This is a genomic window from Streptomyces sp. NRRL B-3229, from assembly GCF_000719505.1.
Classification (GTDB): domain Bacteria; phylum Actinomycetota; class Actinomycetes; order Streptomycetales; family Streptomycetaceae; genus Streptomyces; species Streptomyces griseorubiginosus.
Genome location: NZ_JOGP01000006.1, coordinates 121,838 through 136,231, shown reverse-complemented (window position 1 = coordinate 136,231; position 14,394 = coordinate 121,838). Strand labels below are relative to the sequence as shown.

13 protein-coding genes are annotated in these 14,394 nt (G+C 71.6%); 8 read left to right on the top strand and 5 right to left on the bottom strand.

Annotated elements, in window-relative coordinates; genetic code table 11:
• Positions 1–39: 39 nt before the first annotated feature.
• A complete protein-coding gene (locus IF54_RS0110915) occupies positions 40–810 on the bottom strand; it encodes a lipoprotein (RefSeq protein WP_030317068.1) in 771 nt (256 codons plus the stop codon).
• 190 nt (positions 811–1,000) lie between these two features.
• On the opposite strand from IF54_RS0110915, the gene IF54_RS0110910 reads away from it, so the two are divergent.
• The 5 genes from IF54_RS0110910 to IF54_RS0110890 all read left to right on the top strand — a co-directional run bounded on the left by IF54_RS0110910 (position 1,001) and on the right by IF54_RS0110890 (position 8,174).
• On the top strand, positions 1,001–2,527 hold the full coding sequence (locus IF54_RS0110910; protein ID WP_030317066.1) for an aldehyde dehydrogenase family protein: 1,527 nt from the start codon (positions 1,001–1,003) through the stop codon (positions 2,525–2,527).
• Positions 2,528–2,607: 80 nt separating this feature from the next.
• Positions 2,608–4,137: a GMC family oxidoreductase gene (locus tag IF54_RS0110905; protein ID WP_030317057.1), complete on the top strand. Its 1,530-nt coding sequence runs from the start codon at positions 2,608–2,610 to the stop codon at positions 4,135–4,137.
• Positions 4,137–5,279 carry a quaternary amine ABC transporter ATP-binding protein gene (locus IF54_RS0110900; protein WP_030317056.1) on the top strand — a complete coding sequence of 381 codons (1,143 nt, stop codon included), beginning with the start codon at positions 4,137–4,139 and terminating at the stop codon, positions 5,277–5,279. The genes IF54_RS0110905 and IF54_RS0110900 overlap by 1 nt, the downstream gene beginning before the upstream one ends.
• On the top strand, positions 5,279–7,225 hold the full coding sequence (locus tag IF54_RS0110895; RefSeq protein WP_030317053.1) for an ABC transporter permease: 1,947 nt from the start codon (positions 5,279–5,281) through the stop codon (positions 7,223–7,225). Before IF54_RS0110900 ends, IF54_RS0110895 begins: the two co-directional genes overlap by 1 nt.
• 1 nt (position 7,226) lies before the next feature.
• Complete coding sequence (locus IF54_RS0110890) at positions 7,227–8,174, top strand: ABC transporter substrate-binding protein (protein WP_030317050.1); 948 nt, start codon at positions 7,227–7,229, stop codon at positions 8,172–8,174.
• Between the two features lie 6 nt (positions 8,175–8,180).
• On the opposite strand, the gene IF54_RS0110885 is transcribed toward IF54_RS0110890, so the two are convergent.
• The 3 genes from IF54_RS0110885 to IF54_RS0110875 are packed head-to-tail and all read right to left on the bottom strand — an operon-like array spanning position 8,181 to position 9,891.
• On the bottom strand, positions 8,181–8,909 hold the full coding sequence (locus IF54_RS0110885) for an isocitrate lyase/PEP mutase family protein (protein ID WP_030317043.1): 729 nt from the start codon (positions 8,907–8,909) through the stop codon (positions 8,181–8,183).
• A complete protein-coding gene (locus IF54_RS0110880) occupies positions 8,906–9,349 on the bottom strand; it encodes a carboxymuconolactone decarboxylase family protein (protein WP_030317041.1) in 444 nt (147 codons plus the stop codon). Before IF54_RS0110880 ends, IF54_RS0110885 begins: the two co-directional genes overlap by 4 nt.
• On the bottom strand, positions 9,346–9,891 hold the full coding sequence (locus tag IF54_RS0110875) for a carboxymuconolactone decarboxylase family protein (protein ID WP_030317040.1): 546 nt from the start codon (positions 9,889–9,891) through the stop codon (positions 9,346–9,348). Before IF54_RS0110875 ends, IF54_RS0110880 begins: the two co-directional genes overlap by 4 nt.
• Before the next feature lie 46 nt (positions 9,892–9,937).
• Here IF54_RS0110875 and IF54_RS0110870 point away from each other — a divergent pair, with 46 nt between their 5' ends.
• Complete coding sequence (locus IF54_RS0110870; protein ID WP_030317038.1) at positions 9,938–11,518, top strand: PLP-dependent aminotransferase family protein; 1,581 nt, start codon at positions 9,938–9,940, stop codon at positions 11,516–11,518.
• Between the two features lie 10 nt (positions 11,519–11,528).
• On the opposite strand, the gene IF54_RS0110865 is transcribed toward IF54_RS0110870, so the two are convergent.
• Complete coding sequence (locus IF54_RS0110865; RefSeq protein WP_030317029.1) at positions 11,529–12,383, bottom strand: hypothetical protein; 855 nt, start codon at positions 12,381–12,383, stop codon at positions 11,529–11,531.
• A 134-nt stretch (positions 12,384–12,517) separates the two neighbouring features.
• Between IF54_RS0110865 and IF54_RS0110860 the strand changes: the two genes are divergently transcribed.
• A complete protein-coding gene (locus IF54_RS0110860; RefSeq protein ID WP_030317028.1) occupies positions 12,518–12,898 on the top strand; it encodes a hypothetical protein in 381 nt (126 codons plus the stop codon).
• Between the two features lie 12 nt (positions 12,899–12,910).
• Entirely contained in the window at positions 12,911–14,095 is a 1,185-nt protein-coding gene (locus IF54_RS0110855; protein WP_030317026.1) for a glutathionylspermidine synthase family protein, read from the top strand.
• The last annotated feature ends 299 nt before the right edge of the window (positions 14,096–14,394 follow it).

Sequence of the window (14,394 nt, the reverse complement as noted above, 5' to 3'; positions counted from 1 at the left end):
GGTGCGCGTGGCTCACCGACCCCCGGCGGTGCCCGTGGCTCACGCGTTCCGCAACTCGTCCTGGAGCTTGTTCACGTCCACACTCTCGCCGGCCGACGGCGTCTTCGAGGGGACCGGCCTGCCGTAGTCCGAGAAGGACAGCGCCAGGTCGGTCCCGCCGCCCTTCTGCGTGGCCCGCACCAGCCGGTGCGGGGTGTCCGACGTGACGTACAGGGCCACCCGTTTGCCGTCCGACGTGCCCTTCAGCGGGATCACCTCCGTGCCGTCGACCTTCGTCGGCGCCCCCTTCGTCAGCCGGCGCGCGTCGGAGGAGTCCGCGGTGATCTCCTTCTGGAAGGAGGTCAGGTCGCAGGTTTCGGCCATGCCCCTCAGCATCGCGTCGTGCGTGGAACCGTGGAGGTAGCGGTCCTTGAGGAGCTCGGCCACCGCGTCGCCCTGACCGCCCGGTACCTGCGCCTTCCAGAACGCGGTGTCGGGCTTCATCCATACCTCGGCGCCCCGCTTGACGATCTCCACGCTGCCGCCGCCCGCTCCCATCCTCAGTGTCCCGGCGCAGTTGCCGTCCTGGTCGAGGGCGAGGTCCATCGAGACCGGCTGGGTCCGGCCGGTGCGGGTGTCCGTGCTGTGGTCCGTCAGCCGCAGACGGACGGACTCGGCGTCGAGGAGGTTCTTCTTCGCCTGGTCGACGAGATCGCGTGCGCTCGGGTCGTCGGCAGCGGCAGCGGCAGCGGTGGCGGCGCCCGGACCGAGGAGCGACGACACGACGAGCGCCGCGCCCGCCGCCGTGACGGTCAGCACTCTCCGTGTCATGGCGTCACCTCCGCGAAAGGCACGTCCAGCCTACTTTTGTACGTTTTTGTCCGCATGTTCAGTGAGCCAGGGCACTTTCGGCCACCGATTGCGCATGCAATCGAGGGTCGGGGGCATGCGATGACGGTCCCGGTGAGTGACACGCGTGTGACGCAGGGGCACTGAACAGGAACGGAAGGCAACACCGATCATGGCCGGACAGCAGGCGCGGCTCGAGCCGCACACCATCCACGCGGGCGGCGAATGGCGCGCAGCCGTCTCCGGAGCCACCCGCGACATCCTCGACCCCGCCGACGCCCGGCCGTTCGCCGTCGTCGCCGAGGGTGACGAGAAGGACACCGATCTGGCGGTCGCCGCCGCCCGCCAGGCCTTCGACTCAGGACAGGGCCCCTGGCCGCTCACCCCCGTCGCCGAACGCGCCGCACTGCTGCGCCGCGTCGCCGATCTTCTCGTACGCGACCGCGAAGAACTCGGCCTGCTGGAGAGCCGGGACGCGGGCAAGACCGTGGAGGAGGGCCGGGTCGACATCGACTGCGTCGCCGACGCCTTCCGCTACTTCGCCGACCTCGTCGCGGGCGAGGCGCCCGGCCGGGTCGTCGACGCCGGCTCGACCGACATCCACAGCGTCGTCGTCCACGAACCCGTCGGTGTGTGCGCGCTGATCACCCCCTGGAACTACCCGCTGCTCCAGGCCAGCTGGAAGATCGCCCCGGCGCTCGCGGCCGGCAACACCTTCGTGGTGAAGCCGAGCGAGATCACCCCGATGACGACCATCGCGCTCATCGAGCTGCTGGTCGAGGCGGGGCTGCCGGAAGGCGTCGCCAACATCGTGACCGGCCCCGGCCACACCGTCGGCGCCCGGCTCGCCGAACACCCCGACGTGGACCTGGTCTCCTTCACCGGCGGTCTGGTCAGCGGCATCAAGGTCGCCCAGGCCGCCGCCCCCACCGTCAAGAAGGTCGCCCTCGAACTCGGCGGCAAGAACCCCAACGTGGTCTTCGCCGACGCCTGCGCCACCCCCGAGGGCTTCGACACCGCCGTCGACCAGGCCCTGAACGCCGCCTTCATCCACAGCGGCCAGGTCTGCTCCGCGGGCGGCCGTCTCATCGTCGAGGAGTCCGTCCGGGACCGCTTCGTGGCCGAACTCGCCCGCCGCGCCGCGAAGATCCGCCTCGGCCGCGGCACCGAGGACGGCGTCGAGTGCGGGCCGCTGGTCTCCGAGCAGCAGCGCGCCAAGGTCGAGGACTACGTCGCCTCCGCGCTGGAGGAGGGCGCGGTGCTGCGCTCCGGCGGCCAGCGCCCCGAGCCGTCGCCCGAGCGTCCCGTCGACGGCTACTTCTACGAGCCGACCGTCCTCGACCGCTGCCACCGCGAGATGCGGGTCGTGCGGGAGGAGGTCTTCGGACCCGTCCTCACCGTGGAGACCTTCCGCACCGAGGAGGAGGCCATCGCCCTCGCCAACGACACCGAGTACGGCCTCGCCGGAGCCGTCTGGACCGCCGACGCCGGACGCGCCCGCCGGGTCGCGGGGCGCCTGCGCCACGGCACCGTCTGGATCAACGACTTCCACCCCTACCTCCCGCAGGCGGAGTGGGGCGGCTTCGGCAAGAGCGGGGTGGGCCGCGAACTCGGCCCCGCCGGCCTCGCCGAGTACCGCGAGACCAAGCACGTCTACCAGAACCTGGCTCCCAAGCCGGTCCGCTGGTTCGCCGGCTGAGCCCACGCGCGCCCCTCCCTCGCCCTCCGGCGTTCTCCTCGCCGCTCTCTTCGTCCTCAAGACTTCACTGGAGTACCCCCATGTCCGATCTCAAACAGGAGTACGACTACGTCGTCATAGGCGGTGGCACAGCAGGCTCCGTCATAGCCTCCCGCCTCACCGAGAACCCCGACGTCACCGTCGCCGTCATCGAGGGCGGCCCCAGTGACGTCGGCCGGGACGACGTCCTCACGCTGCGCCGCTGGATGGGCCTGCTCGGCGGCGAACTCGACTACGACTACCCCACCACCGAGCAGCCCCGCGGCAACTCCCACATCCGGCACAGCCGCGCCCGGGTCCTCGGCGGCTGCTCCTCCCACAACACGCTGATCGCCTTCAAGCCGCTGCCCTCCGACTGGGACGAGTGGGAGGAGGCCGGCGCCAAGGGCTGGGGCGCGGTGCCGATGGAGGCGTACTACGCCCGGCTGAAGAACAACATCGTCCCGGTCGACGAGAAGGACCGGAACGCCATCGCCCGCGACTTCGTCGACGCGGCCCAGAAGGCCCTCCAGGTCCCGCGCGTCGAGGGCTTCAACAAGAAGCCCTTCGACGACGGCGCCGGCTTCTTCGACCTGGCCTACCACCCCGAGAACAACAAGCGGTCCTCGGCGTCGGTGGCGTATCTGCACCCGGTGATGGACGAGCGCCCCAACCTCACGATCCTGCTGGAGACCTGGGCGTACAAGCTGGAACTGGACGGCACGCGGGCGGACGGCGTGCACGTGCGGTCCAAGGACGGCGAGGAGACCCTGATCAGGGCCCGCCGTGAAGTCGTCCTGTGCGCGGGCGCCGTCGACTCGCCCCGGCTGCTGCTGCACTCCGGCATCGGCCCCCGCAAGGACCTCGAAGCGCTCGGCATCCCCGTCGTGCACGATCTGCCGGGCGTCGGCGAGAACCTCCTCGACCACCCCGAGTCGGTGATCGTCTGGGAGACCGACGGCCCGATCCCCGACAACTCGGCGATGGACTCCGACGCGGGCCTGTTCGTGCGCCGCGACCCCGACCACGCGGGCCCCGACCTGATGTTCCACTTCTACCAGGTCCCCTTCACCGACAACCCCGAACGCCTCGGCTACGAACGCCCGGTGTACGGCGTCTCGATGACCCCGAACATCCCCAAGCCGAAGAGCCGCGGCCGCCTGTACCTCACCAGCGCGGACCCGGAGGTCAAGCCGGCCCTCGACTTCCGCTACTTCACCGACGAGGACGACTACGACGGCCGCACCCTCGTCGACGGCATCAAGATCGCCCGCGAGGTCGCGGCGACCGAACCGCTCGCCGGCTGGCTCAAGCGGGAGGTGTGCCCCGGCCCCGACATCACCGATGACGAGGAGCTGAGCGAGTACGCCCGCAAGGTCGCGCACACCGTCTACCACCCGGCCGGCACCTGCCGCATGGGTGCCGCCGACGACGAACTGGCCGTCGTCGACCCCGAACTGAGGATCCGCGGCCTCGACGGCATCCGTATCGCCGACGCGTCCGTGTTCCCGACCATGACCGCCGTGAACCCCATGATCGGGGTGCTCATGGTCGGTGAGAAAGCCGTCGATCTGCTGGGAGGTGGTGCGTGATGAGTACGACCGCGACCATGGAGAAGCCCCCGACCACCGACAACCCGGTGTTCTCCGTCGACGGCCTGTGGAAGGTCTTCGGCCCCAAGGCGGACCTCGTGCCAGAGGACGCCGAACTGGCGGCCCTCGACCCCGCCGACCTGCGCGAGCGGACCGGCTGCACGGCCGCCGTCCGCGATGTGAGCTTCGACGTCCGCAAGGGCGAGGTCTTCGTCGTCATGGGCCTGTCCGGCTCCGGCAAGTCCACGCTGGTGCGCTGTCTGACCCGGCTCATCGAGCCGACCGCGGGCACCATCTGCATCGACGGCGAGGACGTCCGCGCGATGGACAAGTCCCGCCTGCGTGAACTGCGCCGCCACCGCGCCGCGATGGTCTTCCAGCACTTCGGCCTCCTCCCGCACCGCACGGTCCTCGACAACGTGGCGTACGGCCTGGAGGTCCAGGGCGTCGGCAAGGCCGAGCGCCGGGCGCGGGCCGCCGAAGTCGTCGTCAAGGTCGGCCTGGAGGGCATGGAACAGCGCAAGCCGTCCCAGCTGTCCGGCGGCCAGCAGCAGCGCGTGGGCCTCGCGCGGGCGCTCGCGGTGGACCCGCAGGTCCTCCTCTTCGACGAGCCGTTCAGCGCGCTCGACCCGCTGATCCGGCGGGACATGCAGGAGGAGGTCGTGCGCCTGCACCGCGAGGAGGGCCGCACGATGGTCTTCATCACGCACGACCTGAGCGAGGCCCTCAAGCTCGGGGACCGCATCGCCCTGATGCGGGACGGCAAGGTCGTCCAGCTGGGCACCCCGGAGGAGATCGTCGGCTCCCCGGCCGACGGCTATGTCCGCGAGTTCGTCCGGGACGTGCCGCGCGAGCAGGTCATGACGGTCCGCAGGGCCATGAAGCCCGGCGGCTGCGCGGGCCCGACGCACCCGGGCGCCCTCGCCCCCGACGCCGTCGTCGCCGACGCCATCAAGGTGGTCGCCGAGCGCGGTGGCCCGGCGTGCGTCGTCGAGCGGGGCCGCTGCCTGGGTGTCGTCGACCACGAGCGGCTGCTCGGCGTGGTCGCCGGCACGGAACTCCGTGACGGATCCTCGGCACCGCGGCCTTCCGAGGGAGGCTCCGGAACCTCCGGAACGGAGCTTCGCAAGGAGGCCGTCTGATGGCTACCGTCACCGCGTCCACGCCCCGCTCCCTGCCCACCCATCTGCTCAGGCACCGTGCGGTCCACAAGATCCTGCTCATCGCCCTCGCCGCGGCGGTCCTCGTGCCGCTCGCCAACGCGCAGTGGGCGAGCGGCAGTTGGCCCGCAGCCCTCACTGTCGACCTCACCAAGCCGCTCGGCAGCGCCAGCGACTGGATCATCGACAACCGCGACAGCCACCCGCTGTTCCTCTACTTCTTCGGCTACCTCAGCAACGCCGTCGTGATCTCCGTGCACGCCGTGTACGTGGTCCTGCTCGGCGCGGGCTGGGCCGGCGTCACCGCGCTCGGCGCCCTGGTGGCCTGGCGGGTCGCCGGTCTGCGGCTCGCCCTGGGCACCGCGGCCGCGTTCCTCGCCTGCGGTCTGCTCGGCATGTGGGTCCCCACCATGCAGACCCTCGCCCTGATGGTCGTCGCCGTGCTCGCCTCGGTCCTGGTCGGCGCCCTGCTCGGGCTCGCCGCCGGACTGTCCCCCCGGATGGACAAGCTTCTGCGGCCGGTCCTGGACACCATGCAGGTCATGCCCGCCTACGCCTACCTCCTCCCGGTGGTCCTGGTGTTCGGCATGGGCGTGCCCGCCGCCGTCCTCGCCACCGTCGTCTACGCCGCCCCGCCCATGGCCCGCCTCACCGCGCTCGGCCTCCAGGGCGCGGACAAGGGTGTCCTGGAAGCCGTCGAGTCGCTCGGCACCACCGCCCGCCAGCGGCTGCTGACCGCCCGCATCCCGCTGGCCCGCAAGGAGCTCATGCTCGGCCTCAACCAGACGATCATGATGGCCCTGTCGATGGCCGTCATCGCGTCCGTGATCGGCGCCGGCGGCCTCGGTGACCGCGTCTACCAGGCTCTGGCCTCGGTCGACGTGGGCGCCGCCCTCGCGGCCGGCATCCCGATCGTGCTGCTGGCCGTCGTCCTCGACCGGGTCACCGGCGCGGCCGGCGCGGTCGACGACAGCGCCGAGGGCGGCGGGCGCGCCGCCTGGGCGTACGCCCTCGCGGGAGCCGTCGTCGTGGCGGTCGCCGGACGGCTGCTCGGCGGGCTCGACTGGCCCGACGCCTGGACCCTGAACATCGCCGAGCCCGTCAACCGGGCCGTCGACTGGATGACCGCCCACCTCTACTCCGGCGTCCCCGTCATCGGCGGCACCGCCGACTGGGCCGCCCACTTCACCACCTGGATCCTCGACCCGGTCCGCGACGGCCTCCAGGCGCTGCCCTGGTGGTCCGTGCTGCTCGTCGTCGCCACCCTGTCCTGGCTGATCGGCACCTGGCGCACCGCCCTCACCGCGGTCCTCGCCATGGCCGCGATCGGCGTCCTCGGGGTGTGGACGCCCGCGCTGGACACGCTCTCGCAGGTCCTCGCGGCCGTCGCCGTCACTCTTGTCCTGGGCTTCGCGATCGCGGTCGCGGCGGCCCGCAGCGACCGCTTCGAGCGGATGCTGCGGCCCGTCCTGGACGTCTTCCAGACGATGCCGCAGTTCGTGTACCTGATCCCGGTCGTGGCCCTGTTCGGCGTGGGCCGCGCACCCGCCGCCGCGGCGGCCGTCGTCTACGCCCTGCCCGCCGTCGTCCGCATCACCACCCAGGGCCTGCGCCAGGTCGACCCGGCCGCCATGGAGTCCTCGCACTCGCTCGGCGCGACCAGCTGGCAGCAGCTGCGCCAGGTCCAGCTCCCGCTCGCCCGGCCCGCGCTGCTGCTCGCCGTCAACCAGGGCGTGGTCCTGGTCCTCGCCGTCGTCGTCATCGGCGGCCTCGTCGGCGGTGGCGCGCTCGGCTACGACACCGTCTTCGGCCTGGCCCAGGGCGACCTGGCCACCGGCCTTGTCGCCGGTGCCGCCATCGTCTGCCTCGGCCTGATGCTCGACCGGGTCACCCAGCCGACCGAACGCCGTACGGGGAAGGGAGCCTGACATGCGCGTCCGTACACTCGCCGCCGCCGGATCCCTGCTGCTGCTCACCGGCTGCGGTGCCGCCGACATGACCAAGCAGGCCTCGCCGTTCGCCAACGCCCACGGCTCCAAGAGCGTGACCCTGTCCGTGCAGTCCTGGGTCGGCGCACAGGCCAACGTGGCCGTCGCCCAGTACCTCCTGGAGCACCAGCTCGGCTACCGCGTCGACACCGTCCAGGTCGACGAGGTGCCCGCCTGGGACGCGCTCAGCCAGGGCCGGGTCGACGCCATCCTGGAGGACTGGGGCCACCCCGAGCAGGAACAGCGGTACGTCAAGGACAAGAAGACCATCACGCCGGGCGGCGGGCTCGGGGTGACCGGGCACATCGGCTGGTTCGTCCCGACGTACTTCGCCAAGCAGCACCCGGACGTCACCAACTGGAAGAACCTCAACAAGTACGCCTCCCAGCTGCGTACCGCGGAGAGCGGCGGCAAGGGCCAGCTCATGGACGGCTCCCCGTCCTACGTCACCAACGACAAGGCGCTGGTGAAGAACCTCAAGCTGGACTACCAGGTGGTGTTCGCCGGCTCCGAGGCCGCGCAGATCACCCAGATCCGGCAGTTCGCCAAGGAGAAGAAGCCCTTCCTGACCTACTGGTACGCCCCCCAGTGGCTGTTCAAGAAGGTCCCCATGACCGAGGTCAAGCTGCCCCCCTACAAGGAGGGCTGCGACGCGGACCCGGCGAAGATCACCTGCGCCTATCCGCACACCCCGCTCCAGAAGTACCTCAACACGGACTTCGCCAAGTCCGGCGGCAAGGCGGCGGCCTTCCTGAAGAAGTTCAAGTGGACGACCGAGGACCAGAACGAGGTCTCCCTGATGATCGCCGACCAGAAGATGACGCCGGAGGACGCGGCGAAGAAGTGGGTGGACAGCCACAAGTCCACATGGAAGGCGTGGCTGTCCTGATCACTGTCAGAGCCTGAGCTCGCCGGCGATCCCCTGGAGCGCCAAGGCGGCCCGCCGTTGCAGGCCCGGCCCGAAGGTGACGCGCGTGGCCCCGAGTTCACCGAGCGCGGTGGGCGAGGGGCCCTCGCCGTCCAGACGCCCGAACACATTGAGCGGCCCCAGGATCCCGGACCGCAGCAGGGGCAGTACGCCGGGCGGGGCGCCGATCGGATACACGCAGTCGGCGCCCGCGGCGACATACAGCGCCGCCCGCTCGATCGCCCGAGCGGGATCACCGTCGCCGTAGGCGAACGTGTCCACGCGCGCGTTGACGAACAGCCGGTCCCCGGCCGCGTACCGCACCTCGGCCAGCCACTCGGCGTGCTCACGCGGGTCCTTGAGCACCCTCTGGTGGGAGTCCTCCAGGTTGCAGCCCACGGCGCCCGCCTCCAGCAGGCGCTCCACCAACTCCTTGGGTGCCAGCCCGTATCCACCCTCCACGTCCGCCGACACGGGGATGTCCACGGCCCCGGAAATGCGCGCCACCGCCGCGAACATCTCGTCGGCCGGCGTGGACCCGTCCTGGTGGCCGAGCGCGGCTGCGATTCCCGCACTGGGCGTGGCGAGCGCCGGGAACCCGGCCTCCTCCAGCACCCGCGCGCTGACCGCGTCCCAGGGACCGGGCAGGACGAGCGGATCGCCCGGGAGCCTGTTCCTGTGCAGGGCGCGGAAGAGCTCCACCTTGTCCGACGTCACGGCTGATGACCCCCCGGCGGGATCCGGCGGCCGACCATCACCCGGTTCCAGTTGTTGATGGCGACGACCAGGCCGATGAGATGGGCGAGTTCACGGTCGCCGAAGTGCTTCGCGGCCCTCTCGTACACGTCGTCCGGCACCCGGCGGTCCGTCAGCACCGTCACCGCCTCGGTCAGCGCGAGCGCGGCCCGCTCCCGCTCGTCGAAGACGCCCTCCGCCTCCTCCCAGGCGGCAAGTAGGTCCAACTGCTGTGCGCTCACGCCGAGTTCGCGCGCGATCGTGAGATGCATGTCGAGGCAGAACGCGCAGTGGTTGAGCTGCGAGGCCCGGACGACGACGAGTTCGGCGAGGGCGGGATCACCGAGTCCCTTCTTCGCGGCCGCGCTGAGTGCGGACAGGGCGCGGGCGACCTCGGGGTCCAGGACGTCCGTACGGCTCACTCGTGCTTCCCCGCCTCGTAGTGGCCCGGCACCATCCGGCAGGTCACACCGAACCGGTTCCACGCGTTGATCACCGTGATCGCGGCGATCAGCTGGGCCAGCTCGGCCTCCTCGAAGTGCTTGGCCGCGTGGTCGTACACCTCGTCCGGCACGAAGCCGTCGGTGAGGACGGTGACCGCGTCGGTCAGCGCGAGGGCCGCCACCTCCTGCTCCGTGTAGAAGTGCCGCGACTCCTCCCATGCGCCGAGCTGGATGATCCGCTCGACGCTCTCCCCGGCCGCGAGGGCGTCCTTGGAGTGCATGTCGAGGCAGAACGCACAGTGGTTGAGCTGCGAGGCACGGATCTTCACCAGCTCCAGCAACCGGGGCTCCAGACCCTTACGGGCGGCGGTGTCGAGGCGGAGCATCGCTTTGTAGACCTCGGGGGCGTGCTGAGCCCAGGCCAGGCGGGGGGCGGTCTCGGCGGTGGGGCGGGCGGATTCCTCGGGGGAGCGGCGGGCGGCTTCTTGGCGGGTGGTGCGGGCGGTCTCCTCTGTGGTCATGCCTCGACCCTAGGAGCCAGGCAGCCCAGGGGTATGGTCCACTTCCATGGCGAAACCCTGGGCCACTTTCGGCATCGACCTGCATCTCGAACCCGCCGGGGGCGGCCTCCGGCGCGGCCTCACGGACGCCCTGCGCGAGGCCGTCCGCACCGGCCGCCTCGCCCCCGGCACCCGGCTGCCCTCCTCCCGCTCCCTCGCCGCCGACCTGGGCATCGCCCGCAACACGGTCGCCGACGCCTACGCCGACCTGGTCGCCGAGGGGTGGCTCAACGCCCGCCAGGGGTCCGGCACGCGGGTGGCCGACCGGGGGGCCGGGGTGGGGGCAGGAGGCGATGACGGTGCTGGTGCTGGTGCTGGTGCTGGTGCTGGTGCTGGTGCTGGTGCGGGTGAGGGTGCCGGTGCCGGTGCCGGTGCCGGTGCTGTGGGCGGGGTCGGTGCCGTCGGTGCGTTGGCCGGGCCTGGCTCCCGGCCGAGTGTCCCCGGCGTGTCCCGGGCGCCCGAGCCCGTCCACCGACGCGCCCCCGGGCTCCCCCTACCGCCCGCACCCCGGCCCCTGTACAACCTGATCCCCGGCACCCCCGACCTCGCCTCCTTCCCGCGCGGGGAGTGGCTCAAGGCCGCCCGCCGCGCCCTCGCCACCGCCCCCTACCAGGCCCTCGACTACGGCGACCCACGCGGCCGCGTCGAACTGCGCACCGCCCTCGCCGACTACCTGGCCCGCGCCCGCGGGGTCCGCGCCGACCCCGACCGCATCGTGGTCTGTGCCGGGTTCTCGTACGGCCTGCGCCTCCTCGGCGCCCTGCTGCGGGCCCGCGGCGCACACACGGTGGCCGTGGAGTCGTACGGCCTCGATGTGCACTGGAACCTGCTCGCGGCCGCCGGTCTGCGCACCACCCCGCTGCCCTTCGACGAACGCGGTACCGACCCGGGCCGGTTGACCGACGAGGACGCGGTGCTGCTCACCCCCGCGCACCAGTTCCCGTTGGGCGGCACCCTGCACCGCGACCGGCGAGCGGCCGTGGTCGACTGGGCCCGCCGCACCGGAGGGCTGGTCGTCGAGGACGACTACGACGGGGAGTTCCGCTACGACCGCCAGCCCGTGGGCGCCCTCCAGGGCCTGGACCCCGACCACGTCGTCTACGCGGGCACGGCCAGCAAGTCCCTCGCACCGGCACTCCGGCTGGGCTGGCTGGTGCTGCCGCCCCACCTCATGACGGAGGTCCTGCGGGCCAAGGGCGGCATCGACGCCTGCGGCTCCCTCGACCAGCTGACCCTCGCCGAGTTCCTGACCTCCGGCGCCTACGACCGTCATGTGCGCGCCGCCCGGCTGCGGTACCGGCGCCGCCGTGACGCCCTGGTCGCCGAGCTCGCCCGCCGGGCCCCGAAGGTCCGCGCCACCGGGATCGCGGCCGGTCTGCATGTGGTGCTGCGGCTGCCCCCGGGCACCGAACAACAGGCGTTGCGGGCAGCCGCCTGGCACGGCCTCGCCGTCCACGGACTGCACCGGTTCCGACACCCCGAGGCCGGCGGCGAGCAGGACGACGCCCTCGTCGTGGGCTACGGGACCCCGCCGGACCACGCCTGGTCGGGAGCGCTGGAAGCGCTGTGCGCGGCCCTACCCGAATAGTGCGGCCCGCTCACGGGATTGCGTCCCGGTCGGCATTCACCGGCGCCTCCCCGAACCTGGCCAGCGCCAACGCCCCCGCCACGGCGACCACGAAGCCCAGGACAGCCACCCACGCCAGCCCCTCCCGCGTGCGGTCCCCGAGCCACACCACCCCCACCAGGGCGGGCCCGATCGTCTCCCCGATCACCATCCCGGCGGTCGCCGTGGTCACCGAACCCCGCTGGAGCGCCGACGTCAGCGACAGAAAGGCCGCACCCCCGCCGACGAGGAGCGCGTAGGTCGCCGGGTTGGTCGCCAGATCCGACGGCGCCAGCGAGTCGATCAGCCGGACCGACACCTCCACGACCCCGAACCCGAACCCGGCCCCCAGCCCGAGCGCCAACGGCCGCCCCCGCTCCGGCAGTCGTCCGCCCAGCAGCGCCAGCGCCAGCACCGCCAGTGCCGTCGCGAGCATCGCGTACCCCAGGGCCGACGGCCCGCCACGGTCCCCCTCGGTCCCGGACGCGATCCCCAGCAGCGCCATCCCCGCGCACACCACTCCGACCGCACCCCACTCGGCCCCGCTCAGCCGGACCTTCAGCAGCCGCGCCGAGACCACCGCGGTCACCGCGAGACTCGACGCGAGCGCCGCGCCCACCGCGTAGATCGGGACCGACCGCAACGCGGCGATCTGGAGCAGGAACCCCAGCCCGTCCAACGCCAGTCCCGCCAGATAACGCCACTGCCGCACCGCCCGCAGGAACAGCGTCACCGCGAACGCCGACCCCTCGCCGTCACCGCCTCCCGCATCCGCGGTTCGCGCTGCCATCGCCTGCAACACGGTGGCCGTCCCGAAGCAGACCGAGGCCCCGAGGGCGCACACCATTCCAAAGAGCACGAAGTGACCTTAGGGGAGGAGGCGAAGGGCGGGCTGCTTTCGAGCGGGCTCTTACTGATCTCTAAGCTGTCCGCCACACACGCACACCGGACACACGGCCTGATCGACGGGGAGACACGGACATGGCGGACGCACGCCGACAACTTCGCTCCGGCACCATCGCACTCGGCGGTGTGGGACTGCTCGCCGCGGCCCTCACCGCCTGCTCCTCCGACCCAGACAAACGCTGCGTCGACCGGGACAGCTACACCCTCGGCAAGGGCTACCAGGTCGTCGCCGACAAGAACTGCAAGTCCTCCACCTCCGTCCGGGGCACCTACTACTACGGAGGCAAGAAGAAGGGCAGCTGGGTCTCGGGCGGCTCCTTCACCAAGAAGTCCAAGGGATCCGGCAGTTCGTCGAGCAGCGGGGGCAGTGGGGGCAGCGGGGTCGACCGCGGCGGCTTCGGCAGCGGAGGCGGCGACGGCGACGGTGGTACCGGCAAGGGCAGCTCCGGCGGCTGAGGGCCGATCACCATGCGCCGACACACCATCACCCCCCGCCCGGGATGGCAGCAGACCGTGGAAGCCCAGGGGCTGATCTACCCGCTCACCCGCCACCCCGACGACTCCCTGCGGCCGTACTGGGACGAGAGCGCCTACTACTCCTTCACGCTCCGCGAGGTCGAGGCGCTGGAGGATGTCGTCGAAGACCTCCACCGCATGTGTCTCACGGCCGCCGACCACATCGTCACCGCGAACCGCTTCGCCGACCTCGGCATCACCGACCCCCGCGTGGCCGAAGCGGTCGCGGAGGCCTGGCACCGGCGTGCTGAACTCCCCTCCGTCTACGGCCGCTTCGACCTCCGTTACGACGGCGACGGTCCGGCCAAACTCCTGGAGTACAACGCCGACACCCCCACGTCCCTCGTCGAGGCCGCCTCGCCCCAGTGGTTCTGGATGGAGGAGCTCTTCCCGGACGCCGACCAGTGGAACTCCCTCCACGAACGCCTCGTCGCCGCCTGGAAGAAGCAGGCCGCCCTCCTCCCGCCCGGCAGCCCCCTGTACTTCGCGCACTCCTCCGCCGACGAACTCGGCGAGGACCTCATGACGGTCGCCTACCTCAAGGAGACCGCCGAGCAAGCCGGCGTCACCACCGACTGGATCTCGATGGAGGAGATCGGCTGGGACCCGCTCTCCGGACGCTTCGTCGACAACCAACTCCGGTTCATCCGCAGCTGCTTCAAGCTCTACCCCTGGGAGTGGCTCACCACCGACCGCTTCGCCGACCACGTCCTCGACACCCTCGACAACGGCGGCGGCACCGGCAGCACCCTGTGGATCGAACCCGCCTGGAAGATGCTCCTCAGCAACAAGGCGCTGCTGGCCATCCTCTGGGAGCTGTACCCGGACCACCCCCACCTCCTCCCCGCCTATCTCGACGGCCCCCGGGACCTGGCCACCACCACCGGCTACGTCGCCAAGCCCCTGCTGGGCCGTGAGGGCGCCGGAGTCACGATCCACGAACCCGACACGACCTCACCCCTCCGCGAAGAGGCCTGCTGCTACCAGGAACTGGCCCCCCTGCCCGACTTCGACGGCAACCGCGTCGTCCTGGGCGCGTGGGTCGTCGAGGGCGAGTCGGCGGGCCTGGGCATCCGTGAGTCCTCGGGGTTGGTCACGGACGAGTACGCACGCTTCCTGCCGCATGTGATCCGTTGAGCGGACGGTTGGTCTGAGCAGGCGGTTCGTCTGAGCGGACGGTGCCATCGGCGGGGGCATCGGGGGCGTACGCGGGGGTGGGGCCGCTTCCGGGAACTGCTGGATGGGCGCCGGTGATGAAGGCGGCCGCAGGAGACGGTGACAGTGCCCCCGCCCCCGCTCCCGCCCCCGCTCCCGCCCGGCCCTGGCCTCGCCCGGGCCCGCCAGGAAATGCGTTGTCGCCCCGCGCCCCCTCGCGCTACGTTCGTCGCACTCTGAAGCACACGCTCTCCAGAACCATCGCCGCAGAACGAGAGCAG